Raw genomic sequence first — 18,923 nt, 5'->3', positions numbered from 1 at the left:
TGCAGCCTGGGGCGTCGGAAGACGCCCCAGGCCGGGGGCCGGTTCACTTGATGCGTTGGCCTGGCTTGGCACCGCTGTCGGGGCTGAGCAGGTAGATTTCCTCGCCGCCGGGGCCAGCCGCCATGACCATGCCTTCGGAGACGCCGAAGCGCATTTTGCGCGGCTTGAGGTTCGCGACCATCATCGTCAATCGGCCTTCGAGCTTCGAAGGGTCAGGATAGGCCGACTTGATGCCGGAGAACACGGTGCGCCGTTCATCGCCAATGTCCAGGGTCAGTTGCAGCAGCTTGTCGGCTCCGGCCACCGCCTCGGCTTTGACGATCAACGCGACACGCAGATCGACGGCAGCGAAGGTGTCGAACTCGATCTCGGCCGACAGCGGGTCTTTGCCCAATTCGCCATTGCCCGCCGGTGCCTGAGCGTCGGCGCTCAGCAAATCTTCCTTGCTGGCGGCGATCATGGCCTCGACCTTGGCTGGCTCGATGCGGCTCATCAACGCCTTGAACGGGTTCAGGGTATGGTTTTCCAGGCGCGACAGGTGGTCGTTCCACGTCAGCGGTGCGACGTTCAGGAAGGCCTCGGCATCGGCGGCCAGCAGCGGCAGCACGGGTTTGAGGAAGATCACCAGTTGCCTGAACAGGTTGATGCCCTGGGCGCAGATGGCTTGGACCTCGTCCTGCTTGCCTTCCTGCTTGGCCAGGGACCAAGGGGCTTTATCGGCGATCCACGCATTGGCACGGTCGGCCAGGGCCATGATCTCGCGCATGGCGCGGCCGAAGTCGCGGGCTTCATAGGCGTCCGCGATCGACGGGGCTGCGGCGAGGAACGCTTCGGTGAGCTCCGGTGCCGCGTCGCCAGCTACCATCACGCCCTGGTTGCCCTTATGGATGAAGCCTGCGCAGCGGCTGGCGATGTTCACCACTTTGCCGACCAGGTCCGAGTTGACCTTCTGCACGAAGTCGTCGAGGTTCAGGTCGAGGTCGTCTACACCGCGTCCGAGCTTGGCCGCGTAGTAGTAACGCAGGTATTCGGGCTGCAGGTGATCCAAGTAGGTGCGGGCCTTGATGAAGGTGCCGCGGGATTTGGACATCTTCGCGCCGTTGACGGTGAGGTAGCCGTGCACGTTCACCGCGGTCGGCTTGCGGAAGCCGGCGCCTTCGAGCATCGCGGGCCAGAACAGCGCGTGGAAGTTGACGATGTCCTTGCCGATGAAGTGGTACAGCTCGGTTTGCGAGCCTTCGTTCCAGAACGCGTCGAAGTCCAGCTCCGGACGGCGAGCGCACAGGTTCTTGAAACTGGCCATGTAGCCGATCGGAGCGTCCAGCCAGACATAGAAGTACTTGCCGGGCTCACCTGGAATCTCGAAGCCGAAGTAGGGGGCGTCACGGGAGATGTCCCACTCCTGAAGGCCCGCGTCCAACCACTCGGCCAGCTTGTTGGCCACGGCTTCCTGCAGGGTGCCACTGCGGGTCCACTGCTGCAGCATGGCCTGGAAATCTGGCAGCTTGAAGAAGAAATGCTGGGAGTCGCGCAGCACCGGAGTGGCGCCGGAGATGGCCGACTTGGGGTTCTTCAGTTCGGTTGGCGCGTAGGTGGCACCGCATTTTTCGCAGTTGTCACCGTACTGGTCCTCGGCGGCGCACTTCGGGCAGGTGCCCTTGATGAAGCGATCGGCCAGGAACATACCCTTTTCCGGATCGAAATACTGGGTCACCGACCGATTGGCGATGTGCCCGGCTTCGCGCAGGCGGGTGTAGATCAGGCTCGACAGCTCACGGTTTTCTTCGCTGTGGGTCGAGTGGAAGTTGTCGAAGTCGACCAGGAAGTCTGCGAAGTCGCTGCTGTGCTCGGCCTGCACGTTGGCGATCAACTGCTCGGGGTGATGCCTTCCTTCTCCGCGCGCAGCATGATCGCCGAACCGTGGGCATCGTCAGCGCACACATAGATGCACTGATTGCCGCGCAGCTTCTGGAAGCGCACCCACATGTCCGTCTGGATGTATTCCAGCATGTGGCCAAGGTGAATCGATCCATTGGCATAGGGCAGGGCGCTGGTGACGAGAATCTGACGTGGCTCGGACATGGTGGCTCGGCTACTTATCTGGCGACGGGTAAAAATGAGGATGATCGGCCACTATAAAGGGCTGGCGCAGATATTTCACCCCGCAGACGCATCTGTGCGCGCTTGCGGGTTAGCATAGGCGCCTGTTCCACTTTTCCGAAAAATGCCACGGGAGTCTCCATGAGTGCCGTCACACCCGCCGCCATCGAAGGCGTGCTTCGCCAGTACACCGACCCGTACCTGAACCAGGATCCGGTCAGCGCCGGCTGCGTGCGCGCCATCGACGTTCAAGACGGTCAGGTCAGTGTGCGCTTGCAGTTGGGTTACGCCGCGGGCTTGTTCACCAACGGCTGGGCTCAGGTGCTGCAGACGGCCATCGAGAACCTCGATGGCGTGACGTCGGCGCAGGTGCGCATCGACACGCAGATCGTTGCGCACAAGGCTCAAGCCCAGGTGCCGGCGCTGGCCAATGTGAAGAACGTCATCGCGGTGGCCTCGGGCAAGGGGGGCGTGGGCAAATCGACCACTGCCGCCAACCTCGCCCTGGCCTTGGCGCGCGAGGGGGCGCGGGTGGGCATTCTCGATGCCGATATCTATGGGCCGAGCCAGGGCGTGATGTTCGGCATCCCGGAGGGTACGCGGCCGCAGATCCGTGATCAGAAGTGGTTCGTGCCGATCAAGGCTCATGGCGTCGAGGTGATGTCCATGGCGTTCCTCACTGACGACAAGACGCCGATGGTCTGGCGCGGGCCGATGGTCTCCGGCGCTTTGCAGCAACTAGTGGCCCAGACCGCCTGGGACGATCTCGACTATCTGGTGATCGACATGCCGCCGGGCACTGGCGACATCCAGTTGACCCTGGCGCAGAAAGTGCCGGTGGTCGGTTCTGTGGTAGTGACCACGCCTCAGGACTTGGCGTTGCTCGATGCCAAGAAGGGCGTCGAGATGTTCCGCAAGGTCAACATCCCGGTGCTGGGTGTGGTGGAGAACATGGCGGTGCACATTTGCTCGAATTGCGGCCATGCCGAGCACCTGTTCGGCGAGGGCGGTGGAGAGAAGCTGGCGAGCCAGTACGGGGTCGAGTTGCTGGCGTCGCTGCCACTGTCCATGGTCATCCGTGAGCAGGCTGACAGTGGCAAGCCTACAGCTATCGCCGAGCCGGATAGCCAGATCGCCATGATCTATCAGGAACTGGCGCGTCAGGTCGGTGCGCGCATCGTGCTGCAAGAGGCCGCAGCACCGGCGATGCCGAGCATTACCATCAGCGAGGACTGATCCGGCACTGAGGATTGCATGGCGGGCTTGCCCGCGATGCATCCAGCGCTGACCTATTCGCAGCCATAAAAAAACCCGCCATAAGGCGGGTTTTTTTGAAAGCGAGGAAGCTAAATCGACTTAGGCGATTTGAACTTCTTCAGCCTGCATACCTTTCTGGCCGCGGGTAGCGACGAAGGTAACAGCCTGGCCTTCTTTCAGGGTTTTGAAGCCTTCAGCCTGGATGGCTTTGAAGTGTACGAACAGGTCGTCACCCGACTGAGGAGTGATGAAGCCGTAGCCTTTCTCATCGTTGAACCACTTGACGGTACCGGATTGGCGGTTGGACATGTGTCTGTCTCCTTGGACAAAGTAGATTTCGGCTCAGGAAACGCCCTGGCCGGGACTGAGTGCAAAGAGAGCGGAAAATTCAGCGATGGGCCGATCAGGATCGTGCATCTAACAGATTCTCGGTGTCACGTGCAGCACAGTGGCGTCACCTTACCCCACTTTCCGCAACCTGCCAATGGCCAACAGCGGCTTTGATGAAATTCGTCTCGGCCAAGCGCGAGCCCGTGCCGGGCGCGGGATAGGGCAGGGAACTTTATCGTGCCGGCCAGGACCGGTAAGATGCGCATCTCGTTTTCAATCTCGACCTCTCAGGACAACCCGCCATGAGCATCAAATCGGACAAGTGGATTCGCCGCATGGCGCAGGAACACGGCATGATCGAACCCTTCGTCGAACGCCAGGTGCGCGGCGAACAGGACAGCCGGGTGATTTCCTTCGGGGTGTCCAGCTACGGCTACGATGTGCGCTGCGCCGACGAGTTCAAGGTCTTCACCAACATCAACTCGGCGACCGTCGATCCGAAGAATTTCGACGAAGGCAGCTTCGTCGACATCAAGAGCGATGTCTGCATCATTCCGCCGAACTCCTTCGCCCTGGCGCGCACCGTCGAGTATTTCCGCATTCCCCGTGACGTGCTGACCATCTGTCTGGGCAAGAGCACCTACGCCCGCTGCGGGATCATCGTCAACGTCACGCCGCTGGAGCCTGAGTGGGAGGGTCACGTGACCCTTGAGTTCTCCAACACCACGACCCTGCCGGCGAAGATCTATGCCAACGAAGGCGTGGCGCAAATGCTGTTCCTGCAGTCCGATGAGGCCTGCGAAGTGTCGTACCGCGACCGTGGCGGCAAGTACCAGGGCCAACGTGGCGTGACCCTGCCGCGCACATGAACCGACGAACCGGGGGAATTAGTTTCCCTTTTGACACTCCTACGAGGTAACTCCCCGGCGTGCATAACGCGCGCCGGCCTTGTCTGGAGCAGCCCATGAAACTCGACCCTGCAATCAGTGCCAAACTGGCTGGCCTGCAGCCGAACCAGATCGGCATGCTGGCGTGGAGCCTCCTTGCACACCCTCCGGTGCACTTGCATGCCGGCGGTGTACCACACCAGCCGGATCCCGATCCAGCGCCCACGGAGCCCGGCGAACCCACCATACCGGACCAGCCACCGCCGACCCCGATGGCCTGATCACCTGGGTAAGGCCCATACACGATCCCCACCCGCCACGAACAGGCGGGTGCCTGGAGAAGGGTCCACAGTCCAGCCTCCGGTGAACTCGCCGAAGGCTGGCAACAGGCTGACCGCTTTCTCGAAGACAAAGCATGGCAGCCTCAGGCGTTGCCTCCCGCGACCTTTGAGCACGCAGGCCGGGTGAACGTGTCCCGCGATCACTGGCAGCGTCGCGTGGGCTTTGGGCTCGTGTGCCAGCGCAAGACCGCCCATCACCCAAGGTTCCTCCACCACCTCGATCCCCAGCGTGTGCGGCGGGTCGCCTGCATGGCGATCATGGTTACCACGCACCAGAATCATCTTCAATTGCGGATGTCTGTCGCGCCACAGCGCCAGCCTGGCGAGCGTGGCCGGTGCTCGGGCGCTGCGCGCATGGAGAAAGTCGCCCAGTACGATCAGTTGTTGGCAATCGTAATGTTCCAGCAGCCGGTCCAGGCGCTCCAGCGTCGCGCTGGTGGTGCCTCGGGGCACTGGCTGGTGCAGGGCACGGTAGCTGGCCGCCTTGCCGATGTGCACATCGGCCACCAGCAACGCCCGTTGCGCCGGCCAGTAAAGCGCCTTGTCCGGTAATAGCCAGAGGGTTTCGCCGCAGTGCTCAATGACCATATGTTGCACGTTCAGCGAGGCCTCCTCGACAGGGTGTGGGGGATTCACGGTCGGCTCGCCGCCTTCTCCAGGTCGGCCACCATCCGCGCGATGCGATCGGCGAGCTTTTCGGTGCTCAGGGTCTCGCGCATGCCTTCGATCAGCAGTGCGAAAGCCAGTGGACTGGGCCGTTGCAATGCATGCAGGTCCAGGCTCAGGCCTGCCAGTTTCTGCAATTGGTGACTCAGCCGCTCGATTTCCAGTTCTTCCATCAACACCTCGTCACGCGCCTGGCCCAGCAGCAGGTTATCCGCATCATGCTTGCGGAACACTTCGTAGAACAGACCGCTGGACGCTTGGATCTGACGGGTACTTTTCTGCGCTGCCGGGTAGCCGCCAAAGACCAGGCCGGCGATCTGGGCGATTTCTCGAAAACGCCGCAGCGCCATCTCCCCCGCATTCAAGCTGGCAAGCACATCCTCGAGCAGATCGTCGACCGTCAGCGCGGCGGGCAGATACGCTGCCCAGTCCACCGCGCTGGCGGCCAGCAATTCGAAGCCATAGTCGTTGACGGCGATCGAGACCGACAGCGGCTGCTGCCGGCTGACCCGCCAAGCGAGCAGATTGGCCAGTCCCAGGTTGGCCATGCGCCCGGCGAAGGGATAGACGAACAAGTGCCAGCCCTGGCGCGTATGCAGCGTCTCGGCCAGCAAGGTGCGTTGCGTGGGCAGCGCCGACCAACTGGCCTGAAGCGCCAGCAGGGGACGCACCGCGCGCATTTCCGGGCCCTCGTAATGGCCATGGGCCGCGGCATCCAGGCGCTCGACCAGGGCATCGGCCAGCTCGCTGGACAGCGGCATGCGCCCGCCATTCCAGCGTGCCACCGCCGCTTTGCGTGCCGTGCTGCGACGCACGTAGGCGGTCATGTTTTCCACCCGTACCAGCTCCAGGATGCGCCCGCCGAACAGCAGGGTATCGCCAGGCTTGAGACGGGCGATGAACGATTCTTCGACGCTGCCCAGCGACTTGCCGCCTCCGCCTTTGCTCCAGTATTTCAGTTGCAGGCTGGCATCGCTGACGATGGTGCCGATGCCTAAGCGATGGCGGCGTGCCAGACGCTCGCTGGCCACGCGCCAGAGGCCATCGGGGTGAGCTTCGACGCGTTGGTAATCCGGGTAGGCCGTCAGCGAGCTGCCGCCATGGCGCACGAAGGCCAGTGCCCACTGCCACTGGGCGTCCTGCAAGTGTTGAAAGGCCCAGGTGCTGCGCACCTCTTCGAGTAACTGCTCAGGCCGGAACCCGCTGCCCAGCGCCATGCTGACCATGTGCTGGACCAGCACGTCCATGCTCAGCCGCGGCGAGCGACGCGCCTCGATGTGCCCGGCCGCCAAGGCCTGTCGAGCCGCGGCGGCCTCCACCAGTTCCAGGCTGTGGGTCGGTACCAAGGTGATGCGGGACGTCCTGCCTGGCGCGTGTCCCGAACGCCCGGCACGTTGCAGCAGGCGCGCGATGCCTTTGGCCGAACCGATCTGCAGCACCCGTTCGACTGGCAGGAAATCCACCCCCAAATCCAGGCTCGAGGTGCAGATCACTGCTTTCAGCGTCCCCTGCTTGAGGCTGCGCTCTACCCAGTCGCGGGTGTGCCGGGCCAGCGACGCGTGGTGCAGCGCGATCAGGCCTGCCCAGTCGGGGCGGGCATCGAGCAGCGCCTGGTACCACAATTCGGCCTGGGCGCGGGTGTTGGTGAACACCAGGCTGCTGGCGCTGGCCTCGAGCTCGGCGCTGACCTTGGTCAGCATCTTCAGCCCCATGTGCCCAGCCCAAGGGAATCGCTCGATTTCGTCCGGCAGCAAGGTATCGACCTGGATGCGTTTGTCCTGGCGCCCTTGCACCAGGCGTCCGCCGCCAGGCAGCAGCACCTCCAGCGCGTGCGGCAGGTTGCCCAAAGTGGCCGACAGGCCCCAGACCACCAACTGTGGCTGCCAGCGCCGCAGGCGAGCCAGGGCCAGTTGCAACTGCACGCCACGCTTGTTGCCCAGCAGTTCATGCCACTCATCCACCACGATCATGCGCAGTTCGGCAAAGTCGCGCTCGGCGTGTTCACGGGTGAGCAGCAAGGTCAGGCTTTCCGGGGTCGTCACCAGCGCACTGGGCAGGCGTCGAGTCTGCCGTGCGCGCTCGGCGCTGGACGTGTCGCCGCTGCGCACGCCGATGCTCCAAGGCAGCCCCAGCTCATCGACCGGTGCCTGCAAGGCGCGGGCGGTATCACTGGCCAGCGCACGCATGGGCGTGATCCATAACACCTGCAGCGGCGCCGGATGACGTCCACTCACAGGACGGGCGAAGGCTCGCAGGGCACCCAGCCAGACGGCGTAGGTCTTGCCGCTGCCGGTACTGGCATGCAGCAGGCCCGATTCGCCGCGCTCAATCGCTGCCCACACGGTGCGCTGGAAGGCGAAGGGCTTCCAGCGTCGGCTGCTGAACCAGGCGTTGGCGAGGTCGGGTGAGGTGGGCATCAGTGGCCGGTCTCGTCGAAGGCTGTGCTTCTACAGACCCGCTAGCGTGCGCTTTGGTTTGATTCGCGTCAGTTGGCCAGGAGATAGCCGCTACGGCACACCTGTTCGCCCGCGACATGGGCGATGACCATACCGGTCGTCGCCATGCGGCGCACGCTGCGTGCATAGAGCAGGCCGCCGTGTGCAGTGCTCACCGGGGTCACCTGGTCGTTGAGCGGGTCGATGATCTCAGCGACCTGCTGTCCTGGCTCCAGGTACTGTCCTGGCTTGGCGTGGAACACCAACAGGCCACCACGTGGCGCCGCCAGCGGCTCGACCGCTGCCAGCGGCGTGGCAGGATACCGAAGCGGGGCAGGGGGCTCGCCTGGCCCGCGATCACGCCCCGGTGCACGAGGAAATCGAGGATCGCCTGGCAATCCTGGCGGGCCAGTTCATGGTTGACGTCGGCCTGGCCGCGCAGCTCGACGGTGACCGCCACGCAGCCCAGGGGAATCGGGAAGCGCTTGGCGAAACGCTGCTGAAGTTGCCACCAGACCAGGCTGAAGCATTCGTCGAACGACTGCCCGCCCGAGTCGGTGGCCAGCAGGCTGGCCTGGGCGCCGAGATAGCGCGCCAGCGGCTCGACCTGCGGCCAGGCTTCGGGAGTGGTGTAGAGGTGTTCGACGGCCTCGAAGTCGCAGTGCAGGTCGAGCACCAGCTCAGCGTCGCAGGCCAGGCGCTGCAAGGTCAGGCGCTGGGCCTGCAGCGGCGTCACCGCCGGGTGGGCCTCCAGCCCGCGACGCAGGTATTTGCGGATCAAGGCGAGGTTATGTTCAGGATCGCCGCTCAGCCGTGGTTCGATCTGATCGCCGATGCTGTCCGACAGGTCGACGAATTTGCGGTTGAAGTTCTCGCCACTGTGCAATTCGAAACGTCCCAGCGGCGCATCCAGCAGCACCTGCTCCAGACCCACCGGGTTGGCCACGGGCACCAGCACCACCTCGCGCTGTAGCAGGCCCTGCTGGTGCAAGTCCCGCAGACGCTGCTTGAGGTGCCAGGCGACCAGCATGCCGGGCAACTCATCGGCGTGCAGCGAGGCCTGGATATAGACTTTGCCTTGGCCTCGCGGGCCGAAGTGGAAGCTGTGCAACTGACGGGTGACACCGGGAACCGGAGAGAGCAAGTCGTGGGTCAAGTGATGCATGGGAGTCCTGGGCTGCGCGGGCGTTGATCGTGGCGACTGGAAATAGAAGCACAAACTGAGCCTGCGTGCCTATGCACGTGAGCACCGGACACCGGCAAACGCGTCAGGTCGGACCGAGCAGACTCTGCAAGGTGGCCAAGTCGTCGGCCTCTTCCACGGGCTTGTCCAGGCGCCAGCGCAGCATCCGTGGAAAGCGCACGGCGATCCCGCTCTTGTGACGTTTGGACAGGGCGATACCCTCGAAACCGAGCTCGAACACCAGGGTCGGCTTGACGCTGCGCACCGGGCCGAAAGTCTCCACGGTGGTCTTGCGGATGATCGCATCGACCTTGCGCATTTCTTCGTCGCTGAGCCCCGAATAGGCCTTGGCGAAGGGCACAAGCGTGCGTTGCGCAGCACCGGCCGGGGCATCCCAGACGGCGAAGGTGTAGTCGCTGTAAAGGCTGGCGCGGCGGCCATGGCCGCGCTGGGCGTAGATCAGCACCGCATCGACGCTGAAGGGGTCGATCTTCCACTTCCACCACACGCCCAGATCCTTGGTGCGACCGACGCCATACAGTGCATCGCGCCGCTTGAGCATCAATCCTTCGACGCCAAGGCTGCGCGACTGCTCGCGCTGTTCGGCCAGGCCCGCCCAGTCGTCTGCCTGCAGCAGAGGGGACAGCAGTACCGGCGCCAGCGGGTGTTCGTTCAGCAGACGTTCCAGCCCGCTGCGCCGCTCGTGTTGCGCACGGCTGCGCCAGTCTTCTCCCTCGTACTCGAGCAGGTCGTAGGCCTGCAACACCACCGGAGCATCGGCGAGCAGCTTCTTGCCGAGGATCTTGCGACCCAGGCGCTGCTGCAACAAGGCAAAAGGCTGCACCGCGGGTGCGTCTTGCGTGGTGCCAGGTTTCCACACCAGGATTTCGCCATCGAGTACCACGCCGTCCGGCAGGGTTTCGGCCAGGCTGTGCAGTTCGGGAAAACGCTCCGTGACCAATTCTTCGCCGCGCGACCAGATCCACAATTGGCCCTCGCGCTTGACCACCTGGGCACGGATACCGTCCCACTTCCATTCCACTTGCCAGTCTTCGACCGGGCCGATCAACGTGGCGAAGTCTTCCACCGGCGCTTGTAGGGCATGGGCCAGGAAGAATGGGTAGGGCTGTCCGCCGCGTTGGGCGTGTTCGTCGTCCGATTCCGGGGCAATCAGTTTCAGGTAGCTGTCGGGCGTCGGTCGATGGCTGAGGTCGGTGTAGCCGACCAACCGTTGCGCCACACGCTTGGGGTCCAGGTCGCACAATTGGGCCAGTGCGCGAGTGACCAGCAGTTTCGACACCCCGACTCGGAAACTGCCGGTGATCAACTTCAGGCACAGCATGAGGCTGGGACGGTCCAGACGCAGCCACAGTTGCGGTAACCGTTCGCCAATCACCTCGGCGGGTTGCCCACGCAGGGGCAGCAGGTGCTGCTCGACCCACTGCGCCAGTCCTTCATCGCTGTCGTGATCGTGCTGTGGCAGTAGCAGGGAAATGGTTTCGGCCAGGTCGCCGACCGACTGGTAGCTCTCCTCGAACAACCAGTCCGGCAAGCCCGCCATGGCCGTGGCCAACTCGCGGAGCAAGCGGGTGGGTACCAGTTGCCGTGGGCGACCGCCGGCCAGGAAATAGACGGCCCAGGCCGCGTCGGCGGCCGGCGCTTCGGCGAAGTAGTCGCGCAGGGCCTGTAGCTTGGCATTGCTCGAAGTGGTTGCGTCCAGGCGCAGGTACAGCTCGGCGAAATCCTTCATGGTGCAGGCTCCGCAGCGGGGGCGTCATCCTCATCGCCGTATTCGGTGACGAAGGCGCGGGCGTCCAGGCCCTGTTCGCACAGGTAGCGCACCAGCACGCCGACCGAGCCGTGGGTGACCATCACCCGCTCGGCACCGGTTTGGCCGATGGCCCATAGCAGGCCGGGCCAGTCGGCATGGTCGGAGAGCACGAAGCCGCGGTCCACGCCACGCCGCCGACGGGTTCCTCGCAATAACATCCAGCCGCTGGCGAAGGCGTCGCTGTAGTCGCCGAAACGGCGTATCCAACTGCTGCCGCCAGCCGATGGCGGTGCCAGCACCAAGGCCTGGCGCATCAGCGGATCATTGCGCGGGATATCACCGGCATAGCGGGTTTCCGGCAGCGCGATACCGGCTTCGCGGTAGACCCGGTTCAGTGGCTCCACGGCGCCATGCACCAGAATCGGCCCGAGGCTGGCGTCCAGCCCATGGAGGATGCGCTGGGCCTTGCCGAAGGCATAGCAGAACAGCACGCTGGCCTTGCCCTGGTCGCGGTTGCTGCGCCACCAGGCGTTGATGTCGGCGAACACCTCGGCCTGGGAGGGCCAGCGATAGATCGGCAGACCGAAGGTGGATTCGGTGATGAAGGTGTGACAACGCACCGGCTCGAACGGCGCGCAGGTGCCGTCGGGCTCGACCTTGTAGTCGCCCGACGCCACCCACACCTCGCCCTCGTACTCCAGCCGTACCTGCGCCGAGCCGAGGACATGCCCGGCAGGATGGAAGCTCAAGGTCACGCCGTGGTGCACCAGACGCTCGCCGTACGGCAGGGTCTGCAGGTCGATGTCCTGGCCCAGCCGGCTGCGCAGAATACCGGCGCCGGGGGCTGCGCACAGGTAGTGTCCGTTGCCGGTGCGGGCATGGTCGCCGTGGCCGTGGGTGATCACCGCGCGCTCCACTGGCCGCCATGGATCGATGTAGAAATCTCCGGGTGGGCAATACAGGCCTTCGGGACGGGCGATCACGAGATCCATGGGCATTCGCGCTGGCTGGGGTTATTGCTTAGGAGCGCGACGTCGGCGTGGAAGTTCGGCTGGATCGAAGCACGCCGAGCGACCCTGGCGGGCCGCTCGGCAATAGGGCTACTTGCCCGGGGTGAGGGTCAGGCGCTGGCTGCCGTAGGCGCGGGCGAAGTTCTGCGGCTGCAGCGGCAGGGTCGTGAAACGGCCCTTGAACCAGGCGTCCAGGCCGTCGGCGTAGTGGGCGCTGGCAGCGTTGCCGGACTGACCGCTGCTGGTCAGCACTTGCAGCGGTTCGGCCTGGCCGAAGTCGACGATCATCCGCGCCGAGGCCGGCAGCCTGGTATCGAAGTCACGGCCCCAGGCGTAGGGCGTCAGGGCCAGGGTGCTGAAGTCGCCACCGGCTGCCATCGGTGCCTGGTTCAGGGCGTCGCCCAGGCTATGTACGTTCGGCGCAGGCCAGTGGTATTGGTGCAGCTTGCCCCATTGCCAGGCCTTGCGGTCGGCGCCGAATTTGGCGATGCCTTCGTCCATGGCCGCCGCGAGGCTACGGGCGAGAATGGTCGGTTTGTCTTCCTTCTGCTGCGTGCTGCGGTCGTCCCAGAACGGACTGTCTTCACGGCCGAGCAGGTGATCGGCCTGGGCCGAATAAGACAGCTCGGCATTGCTCACGAAAGCTTGCCAGGCGGCACTGGACTCAGGGCCGAGTTCGTCGAGGAAGGTCTGACGCACGACAGTCTGCAGGAACAGTTCATAGAGCGCGGCGTCGGCCGAGACCGGACTGAGGCGACCGTCGAAGGCTTTCAGCCTAGTCAGGGTTTCGCGGGCCTTGTCGCGCTCTATGGCAGGCAATGCGTCGATGGCCTGCTTGAGCGGCTGGGCCATGCCGGGCGCCTCGAACATGCGCTTGAGCTTGTCGGCGAGCAGGGTCACCTGGTCGTTCTGCAGGGCCATCAGGCTGCGGCTGTCGTGGCGACCGTTGCCCGCCAGTTGGCCCAGACGCTCGGCGCGTTCGGGTAGTACCAGGTACTCGACAACTGCATGCCGTAGCCTTTGGGCAGGCTGCGCTGGTTGGCGTGGCCGATCCAGCCACTGGGCGGATCCTGGTCGTAGGGGTGAAGCATGGCGTCGGCGAAACCGTCCCAGTCATAACGCCCGTCCCAGCCAGGGGAGGGCAGCAGGCCCTGGCCTTCACGACGGTTCGGGTAGCGCCCGCTGACCTGCCAACCGATATGCTCGGGTTCGGCGAAAACGAAGTTCAAGGCCGCGGCGCCGACTTCGCGGGTGCTGTCGAAGGCGCGTTCCAGCGTGCTGGCGCGGGTCAGGTCGAACAGCGCGTCCAGGCTGCGGTCGTCCTTGAGCTGCGGCAAGTGCAGGGCAAGGCCGTAGCCGTTGCCGGGCTGGCCGAGCAGGGTGCCGTGGCGGGTGTCGTACAGCACTTCGCGCACGGGGCGCTGACCGCGCACGAAGAAGGTCTCGTTGCGCCCACGCGCAGCCTGCCACTTACCGTCGGCCAAGTAAGTGAGCTGGTTGCCCTGGCGGCGCAGTTGTTCGAGGAACAGGTCCTGGTTATCGGCCATGACCGCGCTGGCGCTCCACGCCAACTTGCCGTTGTAGCCGGCCAGTACGATGGGCAAACCGGGCAGCGACAGACCGGCGACCTGATACTTGCTGGTGTGGATCTGCACCGGGCTCAAGGCCCAGGTGGCGCGGCTGTCGCTGGCCAGCAGGCTCTTGCCGTTGCGGCTGCGCAGCGGACCCAGCGCGAGGTTGGACGAGCCGGCGCTGCCCAGCAGGCCCAGCTCGGTGAGCTTCTGGCTGGCCGCAGTGACGTCGCCCAGGCCAGAGATGCGCGTCAGATCGATGCCCTTGAGCTTGTCGGCCTCGCCATTGGCCAACGCCTCGTCAGGGGCGCTGGGCAGCAGCCAGGCCAGCTTGTCACTGCCGACTTTCTGCGCCAGGGTGAGCGCGGACAGCTCTTCCTGCAGGTTCACCGACTGGCTGAAGGCATACAGACTGAAAATCAGCGCCGAGTCCTCGGCTTTCCAGTACTCAGGGCGATAGCCGCTGCCGGCGAGGTCGCTGGGCAGTTTGTCGCGGTAGCGGAACAGGTAGGCGTTGACGCCTCGGGCGTAGACTTCGAAGAAGCGCTTGAGCCGCGGTGAGGCATCGGCATATTGCTGGGCGGCGCTTTGCTTGAGATTGGCCGCGCGCATCAGGCGGTCGATATCGAGCGCCTCGGCCCCGGCGATTTCGGACAGGCGCCCCTGGGCCAGCAAGCGCATGGCGATCATCTGTTCGATGCGGTCGCCAGCATGCACATAGCCCAGACTGAACAGTGCATCGTGAAAGCTGCTGCTCTCGATCAGCGGCGCGCCCATGGCGTTACGCCTTACCGAGACGTTCTGCGCCAGCCCTTTGAGCGGCTGCACGCCGGTGCTCGGCGGCACACTGTCCTGATGGCCGCCCACCTGACAGCCGGCAAGCCCGAGCAGGCCGAGCAGCACGGCGCCAGAGCCGAACCGGAAACGCAAAGGAGGAAACACGGGGGCAGCCATTGCAAAGGCTCCTGAAGAGGGGAAGTCGGCTAGTTTCAAGCGGGTAAGTTTCAAGCGGTAAGTTGCAAGCGGCAAGTTGCAAGTAAAGGCGCGTGAGCCCACGCATCGCGAGCGACTTCGAGGGGCGGCGCCTCGGCATGCCCGCACTCCAACTTGCCGCTCGCGGCTAATTCAAGCGCCGTGGCACTTCTTGAATTTCTTTTCGCTGCCGCAGGGGCAAGGGTCGTTGCGGCCGACGTCTTTCAGCGCATTGCGCACCGGCTCCTGATGGCCGTGGTTGCAGTGGGGGCCGTGCACATGGCCGTGGTCGTGGTGGTGGTCGTGACCGTGGTCGCAGTCGGGGCCATGGACATGGGGTTGTTGGGTCATTGCGGGCTACTCCGGTTTGAGATCGCCGCGGATTATCTCACCACTGCGCGACAAGTGCAGGTCCCTGTGCACGATCAGCCCGGTGGCGAGCTCGGCCTGCAAGCTGTAGTTCAGGGGGTTGCCACTTCTGAGCAGCTTGGCCAGCGGTTTGAGGTGCTGCCAGAGGTTGGTGCGCACATCGATCTTGAAGGTCCGCCGCGAATGGGCGCCGACGCTGCGCCACAGGCTGGCCTCGTCCTGCACCAGCAGCAGGTCGCCCAGGCGTACCGTATAGGCAAGGGTGCGGATGAACAGACGACTGTCGGTCGGGTTGTCGATGCGCACATGCAAGACGAAGTGCTGCTGGTGCAGGCGCGCCTTGACCGTTTCCACGCGCAGCAAATGAACCTCGGGCCGGGCCCGCTCGCTGGCGTCCCAGCCCGCGCAACCGCCCAGCCAGAGTGAGGTGACAGTTAGCAGGCAGAGCCGCCCGATGAAGTTCATGGTCAGTGGCCGACGTAGCTGGCGCAGCATTTCTTGAACTTCTGCCCGCTGGCGCAGGGGCAGGGACCGTTGCGCCCGGCGCGCATTGCCACGGTGGGGTCGATGAAATACCAGTGTCCGCCATGCTGCACGAAGGCCGAGCGTTCGCGGTGCTGATGGTCGCCTTGTTGATCGTGCCAGCGCGCGGTGAAGGTGACGAATGCATGCTCAGGCTGTCCGCCGAGCACTTCGCTGCTTTCGACGTCAAGGCCCAGCCAGGTGCTCTGGGCGCTCCAGGTGGCCATGGCGGCGCGGTCCAGATCGGCTTGCTGGGCGGGCAGCGTGGTTGCCACCAGGTAGTCCACCAGGCCCAGTACATAGGCGCTGTAGCGCGAGCGCATCAAGGCCTGGGCATCGGCTGCCGGCGTGCCGGCATGAAGGCGCCCGCAGCAGGCGTCGAGAAGATTGCCGCTGCCGCAGGGACAGACCGTAACGCTCATGAAGTCACCACCAGTACTTGCCGAAGTTTTGCGGATTGGCCCAGAACTTGGCATTGAGCCAGTCCGGCACCTGCTTGTAGTCATGCAGATCATAGGTGAACAGGCTCAGCACCTGCTCCTGGCGGCGAAACTTTTCACTCGCCGACATCGCCAGGGCGAAGAAGTCGGTGTCGTGCCAGCCGCAGGCGGCCAGGTCGGCCAACACGGCCACCTTGCTGGCGTTGAGATTGCGGATGCCGCCCAACAGTTCCAGACCGCTGCGTTTGGGCAGGTGCTCCAGGCAGTCCACCAGCACGGCCAGGTCGAAACGCTGCGCGGCCAAGTCGGCGGGCAGCGGCCCCGGCGCGGTTACCTGCACCTGGGTCGCCGGGTGTGCGGCGGCAAAGGCGTCCAGGGCCGGGAAACGCGAGCCCACCAGCAGCAGGCGGGCGGGTGCGAAGCGCTCGAGCAGGGCCGCCAGGGCCTGTTGCGGAGTGCGCTGGGAAAAACCGTCGGTCATTGCCAATCCTCGTTCAGGTCGCTCTAGACTAGCGGGCCTGGCTTTGCGGGCAAAGCGGGTTGTGGTGCAGTCATGGCCCATTGCTGGCAGAGCGGCCACGGGCGGTCTTTACTCCCTGAGCATCGGTCGTGCACCGATTCCCTCAGGAGAGACGACAAAAATGAGCATAGTACGCACTGCGATACCCCTGGTTCTGATCACCGGTGTGTTGACCGGGTGTGCAGGCCTGCAGAAAACCGACTGGCCGAAATGCGCAGCGGTCGGTGGTGTAGGGGGCGCGGCCCTGGGCGCCATCGAAAGTTCGAGCTGGGCCGGCTGGGGCGCTTTGCTCGGCGGTGGCCTGGCAGCCGGTTACTGCTGGTCCCATGGCGACGGTGACGAAGACGGCGATGGCGTGCCGGACAGCCGCGACAAGTGCCCCGGTACGCCGCGTGGGGTCCAGGTCGACGCCAACGGTTGCCCACTGCAGCCGGTAGTCGAGGAGCGGGTGGTCGAGGAGGTGGTGGTGGTCGAGAAGGAAGAGGTCATCGTCATCCGCGACGTGCACTTCGAGTTCGACTCGGCGCGGCTGACCGCCGCCGACAAAGAGCGCCTGAACAGCGTGGCCACCCGCTTGAAGCAAGAGGCGCCCAGCGCCCGCCTGAGCGTCACCGGGTACACCGACAGTGTCGGCGCCGATGGCTACAATCAGAAACTTTCCGAGCGTCGTGCCCATTCGGTGACCGACTACCTGATCGGCAGCGGTATACCGCGTGACCGCTTCGTGTCGGTGGTCGGCGCGGGCGAGCGTCAGCCAGTGGCCGACAACGCCACGGCCGAGGGCCGCGCCCTGAACCGTCGCACCGAGATCAAGATCCAGCGTTGATGGGCCGCGTCCACGTCGCCGGTCGGGGCGTGGGCTTGTGCTGCGAAGCCGTGTCGCCGGCCCCTGGCGCACGGCCCGGCACGGCGTTACTGTTGGCCGCAGCGTCCGCTCGAACGGGCCGCAAGCCAACAACAAGACAGTCGGGGGCGAGGTATGAAATTCATCTTGGGTCTGGGCAAGGCCCTGACGGTGGTGTTCTGGTGGGTGGTGCTGGTCAATCTGACCCAGCCGCAGCCATTGCCATTGAATCTGTTGATCAATGCAGCCGGTGCGTTTTTGCTGGCCCTGCACCTGCTTGAGGTGCTGATGTTCAATGCCAGTCTTCGCGGGCGCAGTCACCGCTGGTTCGATCGCCTGCAAATCCTGTTGACCGGCATCTTTCACGTCATGTCCATTCCCCGTCCGCTGGAGGCTCCGCGCCATGCGTAAGTTGATGTTGTTGGCCGCGTTGGCCGCTCCGCTGGCGCAGGCCGAGAGCCTTGAGGTGGGTGCCCATTCCATGCTGCGGTTGCCGAGCAAGTCGTCCAGCGTGCACCTGGAGCGTGTCGAGGTGGCCGACTCGGCGACGCTGCTGCTGCCGGCCACGCTGACCGCGCTGAAGATCGACCACTTGGTCATGGGCCGCGACGCACGTATCGCCATCGCGCCGGCGCCGAGCGCGCTGAGCATCGAGGCCGGTACCGCAGTGCTCGGTCCTGGTAGCGAGATCAGCGCGCCTGGCGCCGCCGGAACCTATCAGCGCCCTGCACGCCCGGGGCGCGACCTGGACCTGCGCTTGCAGACGCTGGAGGCCGAGCAACTGATGATCGATGCCAGGGGTGGGGCCGGAGCGCCTGGCTTTGCCGGTCTCGACGGCGGTACTGGCAGCGCCGGGGGCTGCACCTGGGGCACTGCCAGCCGCGGCGCGAATGGTGACAATGGCGGTGATGGCCACGATGGCGCTGCGGGCGGACGGGTGCGTCTGGCCGTCCCCGGTGACTTCCCGGCGGAGCGCATTCAGGTCCGCGTCGAAGGCGGCGCTCCGGGTCAACCTGGCGCGGCGGGCAAAGCGGGGCAGGGCGGAGCCAGCAAAGGCTGTCTGGTGTATCGCACCGCAGCGGGCAGCGCGGGGCGAGCGGGCTTGCCAGGCCAGCCCGGGCTGGCCGGGGCGGCGGGGGAGTTGATTCTGCAGACGATCCGTTAGTTCGGTGCTTTGGGGCTGCACTGCAGCCCTGCTCGATCTGTCAGAGGGGCAGGCGCGAACTGGCGACGGCCACCACGGCGACGCCCAGCAACAGATTGATGCCGACCATCCGTCGGATCCTGCCCAGCACCGCAGCGCCCGAGGCCCAGTCCTCGGCCTGCACGGCGGTGCGCAACTCCGGGAGCAGCAGCGCCTGCACGCGCATGAACAGCGCGAACATCGCGATGCCGCCGCCGATCATCACCTGAACGTGGCGTGGCGCGGCATCGAAGCCGCCGAAGCGCAGGTGCAACATGCCGATACCACTGATCGCCAGCACCGCCACGGCCAGCCAGACCCATCCGAAGAAACGTCGGAAAACTTCCAGCCACAGCCGCAGGCGCGCTGGCCCCTCCAGCGCTACGACTGCCGCCGGGCGCAGTATCAGCCAGGCGAAGAGCATGCCGCCGACCCAGACCAACGCGGCCAGAACGTGCAGTGTGTAGGGCAGGGCAAAGGCAAGCATCCGGATCTCCATGGGGCATCGAGGGCAATGACGGG

16 protein-coding genes and 3 pseudogenes are annotated in these 18,923 nt (G+C 65.0%); 6 read left to right on the top strand and 13 right to left on the bottom strand.

Annotation, left to right across the window (positions count from 1 at the left end):
* Window positions 1-43: 43 nt before the first annotated feature.
* Window positions 44-2,082, bottom strand: a pseudogene (gene metG / locus GKC70_RS18275) (methionine--tRNA ligase).
* 159 nt (window positions 2,083-2,241) lie between these two features.
* On the opposite strand from metG, the gene apbC reads away from it, so the two are divergent.
* Window positions 2,242-3,336 carry an iron-sulfur cluster carrier protein ApbC gene (gene apbC, locus GKC70_RS18270; protein WP_342649502.1) on the top strand — a complete coding sequence of 365 codons (1,095 nt, stop codon included), beginning with the start codon at window positions 2,242-2,244 and terminating at the stop codon, window positions 3,334-3,336.
* Window positions 3,337-3,456: 120 nt separating this feature from the next.
* On the opposite strand, the gene GKC70_RS18265 is transcribed toward apbC, so the two are convergent.
* Window positions 3,457-3,666, bottom strand: a complete 210-nt coding sequence (locus GKC70_RS18265; RefSeq protein ID WP_342649501.1) for a cold-shock protein — start codon at window positions 3,664-3,666, stop codon at window positions 3,457-3,459.
* Window positions 3,667-3,989: 323 nt separating this feature from the next.
* Here GKC70_RS18265 and dcd point away from each other — a divergent pair, with 323 nt between their 5' ends.
* Together dcd and GKC70_RS18255 are read left to right on the top strand one after the other, a co-directional pair.
* Entirely contained in the window at window positions 3,990-4,556 is a 567-nt protein-coding gene (gene dcd, locus GKC70_RS18260; protein WP_029613227.1) for a dCTP deaminase, read from the top strand.
* A 95-nt stretch (window positions 4,557-4,651) separates the two neighbouring features.
* Window positions 4,652-4,855, top strand: a complete 204-nt coding sequence (locus GKC70_RS18255; RefSeq protein ID WP_029613226.1) for a hypothetical protein — start codon at window positions 4,652-4,654, stop codon at window positions 4,853-4,855.
* On the opposite strand, the gene pdeM is transcribed toward GKC70_RS18255, so the two are convergent.
* From pdeM to GKC70_RS18205, 10 genes and pseudogenes are all read right to left on the bottom strand, one after another.
* Window positions 4,856-5,512, bottom strand: a complete 657-nt coding sequence (gene pdeM / locus GKC70_RS18250; protein ID WP_342651548.1) for a ligase-associated DNA damage response endonuclease PdeM — start codon at window positions 5,510-5,512, stop codon at window positions 4,856-4,858.
* A 35-nt stretch (window positions 5,513-5,547) separates the two neighbouring features.
* Complete coding sequence (locus GKC70_RS18245; RefSeq protein ID WP_342649500.1) at window positions 5,548-7,998, bottom strand: ligase-associated DNA damage response DEXH box helicase; 2,451 nt, start codon at window positions 7,996-7,998, stop codon at window positions 5,548-5,550.
* Window positions 7,999-8,066: 68 nt separating this feature from the next.
* A pseudogene (locus tag GKC70_RS18240) lies at window positions 8,067-9,181 on the bottom strand (succinylglutamate desuccinylase/aspartoacylase family protein).
* A gap of 103 nt (window positions 9,182-9,284) precedes the next feature.
* Window positions 9,285-10,949 (bottom strand): ATP-dependent DNA ligase, encoded by a 1,665-nt coding sequence (locus tag GKC70_RS18235; protein ID WP_295481355.1) that lies wholly within the window; start codon window positions 10,947-10,949, stop codon window positions 9,285-9,287.
* Entirely contained in the window at window positions 10,946-11,962 is a 1,017-nt protein-coding gene (locus tag GKC70_RS18230) for a ligase-associated DNA damage response exonuclease (RefSeq protein WP_342649499.1), read from the bottom strand. Before GKC70_RS18230 ends, GKC70_RS18235 begins: the two co-directional genes overlap by 4 nt.
* A gap of 108 nt (window positions 11,963-12,070) precedes the next feature.
* Window positions 12,071-14,505: pseudogene (locus tag GKC70_RS18225) on the bottom strand (penicillin acylase family protein).
* Between the two features lie 171 nt (window positions 14,506-14,676).
* The gene (locus GKC70_RS18220) at window positions 14,677-14,874 is read right to left on the bottom strand and encodes an SEC-C metal-binding domain-containing protein (protein ID WP_029613223.1); all 198 of its coding nucleotides are present in this window, start codon (window positions 14,872-14,874) and stop codon (window positions 14,677-14,679) included.
* A 6-nt stretch (window positions 14,875-14,880) separates the two neighbouring features.
* Entirely contained in the window at window positions 14,881-15,387 is a 507-nt protein-coding gene (locus GKC70_RS18215) for an LEA type 2 family protein (RefSeq protein WP_342649498.1), read from the bottom strand.
* Entirely contained in the window at window positions 15,360-15,836 is a 477-nt protein-coding gene (locus GKC70_RS18210) for a YchJ family protein (protein WP_342649497.1), read from the bottom strand. The genes GKC70_RS18215 and GKC70_RS18210 overlap by 28 nt, the downstream gene beginning before the upstream one ends.
* Window positions 15,837-15,840: 4 nt before the next feature.
* Window positions 15,841-16,335: a DUF6231 family protein gene (locus tag GKC70_RS18205; protein WP_342649496.1), complete on the bottom strand. Its 495-nt coding sequence runs from the start codon at window positions 16,333-16,335 to the stop codon at window positions 15,841-15,843.
* 160 nt (window positions 16,336-16,495) lie between these two features.
* On the opposite strand from GKC70_RS18205, the gene GKC70_RS18200 reads away from it, so the two are divergent.
* The 3 genes from GKC70_RS18200 to GKC70_RS18190 all read left to right on the top strand — a co-directional run bounded on the left by GKC70_RS18200 (window position 16,496) and on the right by GKC70_RS18190 (window position 18,383).
* The gene (locus GKC70_RS18200) at window positions 16,496-17,200 is read left to right on the top strand and encodes an OmpA family protein (RefSeq protein WP_342649495.1); all 705 of its coding nucleotides are present in this window, start codon (window positions 16,496-16,498) and stop codon (window positions 17,198-17,200) included.
* A 153-nt stretch (window positions 17,201-17,353) separates the two neighbouring features.
* On the top strand, window positions 17,354-17,629 hold the full coding sequence (locus GKC70_RS18195; RefSeq protein ID WP_342649494.1) for a DUF1145 domain-containing protein: 276 nt from the start codon (window positions 17,354-17,356) through the stop codon (window positions 17,627-17,629).
* Window positions 17,622-18,383, top strand: a complete 762-nt coding sequence (locus GKC70_RS18190) for a collagen-like protein (protein ID WP_342649493.1) — start codon at window positions 17,622-17,624, stop codon at window positions 18,381-18,383. The genes GKC70_RS18195 and GKC70_RS18190 overlap by 8 nt, the downstream gene beginning before the upstream one ends.
* Before the next feature lie 40 nt (window positions 18,384-18,423).
* On the opposite strand, the gene GKC70_RS18185 is transcribed toward GKC70_RS18190, so the two are convergent.
* Window positions 18,424-18,888, bottom strand: coding sequence for a CopD family protein (locus GKC70_RS18185; RefSeq protein WP_342649492.1), 465 nt, complete (start codon window positions 18,886-18,888; stop codon window positions 18,424-18,426).
* Between the last annotated feature and the right edge of the window lie 35 nt (window positions 18,889-18,923).

The organism is Pseudomonas sp. REB1044 (genome assembly GCF_038813925.1).
Classification (GTDB): domain Bacteria; phylum Pseudomonadota; class Gammaproteobacteria; order Pseudomonadales; family Pseudomonadaceae; genus Aquipseudomonas; species Aquipseudomonas boreofloridensis.
This window is presented reverse-complemented; position numbering and strand designations above follow the sequence as displayed.

What these genes read in the sequence shown, in the direction of transcription:
- apbC (WP_342649502.1), top strand. Translation starts at nt 2,242, where the DNA reads ATGAGTGCCGTCACACCCGCCGCCATCGAAGGCGTGCTTCGCCAGTAC.
- GKC70_RS18265 (WP_342649501.1), bottom strand. Translation starts at nt 3,666, where the DNA reads ATGTCCAACCGCCAATCCGGTACCGTCAAGTGGTTCAACGATGAGAAA.
- dcd (WP_029613227.1), top strand. Translation starts at nt 3,990, where the DNA reads ATGAGCATCAAATCGGACAAGTGGATTCGCCGCATGGCGCAGGAACAC.
- GKC70_RS18255 (WP_029613226.1), top strand. Translation starts at nt 4,652, where the DNA reads ATGAAACTCGACCCTGCAATCAGTGCCAAACTGGCTGGCCTGCAGCCG.
- GKC70_RS18245 (WP_342649500.1), bottom strand. Translation starts at nt 7,998, where the DNA reads ATGCCCACCTCACCCGACCTCGCCAACGCCTGGTTCAGCAGCCGACGC.
- GKC70_RS18235 (WP_295481355.1), bottom strand. Translation starts at nt 10,949, where the DNA reads ATGAAGGATTTCGCCGAGCTGTACCTGCGCCTGGACGCAACCACTTCG.
- GKC70_RS18230 (WP_342649499.1), bottom strand. Translation starts at nt 11,962, where the DNA reads ATGGATCTCGTGATCGCCCGTCCCGAAGGCCTGTATTGCCCACCCGGA.
- GKC70_RS18220 (WP_029613223.1), bottom strand. Translation starts at nt 14,874, where the DNA reads ATGACCCAACAACCCCATGTCCATGGCCCCGACTGCGACCACGGTCAC.
- GKC70_RS18215 (WP_342649498.1), bottom strand. Translation starts at nt 15,387, where the DNA reads ATGCTGCGCCAGCTACGTCGGCCACTGACCATGAACTTCATCGGGCGG.
- GKC70_RS18210 (WP_342649497.1), bottom strand. Translation starts at nt 15,836, where the DNA reads ATGAGCGTTACGGTCTGTCCCTGCGGCAGCGGCAATCTTCTCGACGCC.
- GKC70_RS18205 (WP_342649496.1), bottom strand. Translation starts at nt 16,335, where the DNA reads ATGACCGACGGTTTTTCCCAGCGCACTCCGCAACAGGCCCTGGCGGCC.
- GKC70_RS18200 (WP_342649495.1), top strand. Translation starts at nt 16,496, where the DNA reads ATGAGCATAGTACGCACTGCGATACCCCTGGTTCTGATCACCGGTGTG.
- GKC70_RS18195 (WP_342649494.1), top strand. Translation starts at nt 17,354, where the DNA reads ATGAAATTCATCTTGGGTCTGGGCAAGGCCCTGACGGTGGTGTTCTGG.
- GKC70_RS18190 (WP_342649493.1), top strand. Translation starts at nt 17,622, where the DNA reads ATGCGTAAGTTGATGTTGTTGGCCGCGTTGGCCGCTCCGCTGGCGCAG.
- GKC70_RS18185 (WP_342649492.1), bottom strand. Translation starts at nt 18,888, where the DNA reads ATGCTTGCCTTTGCCCTGCCCTACACACTGCACGTTCTGGCCGCGTTG.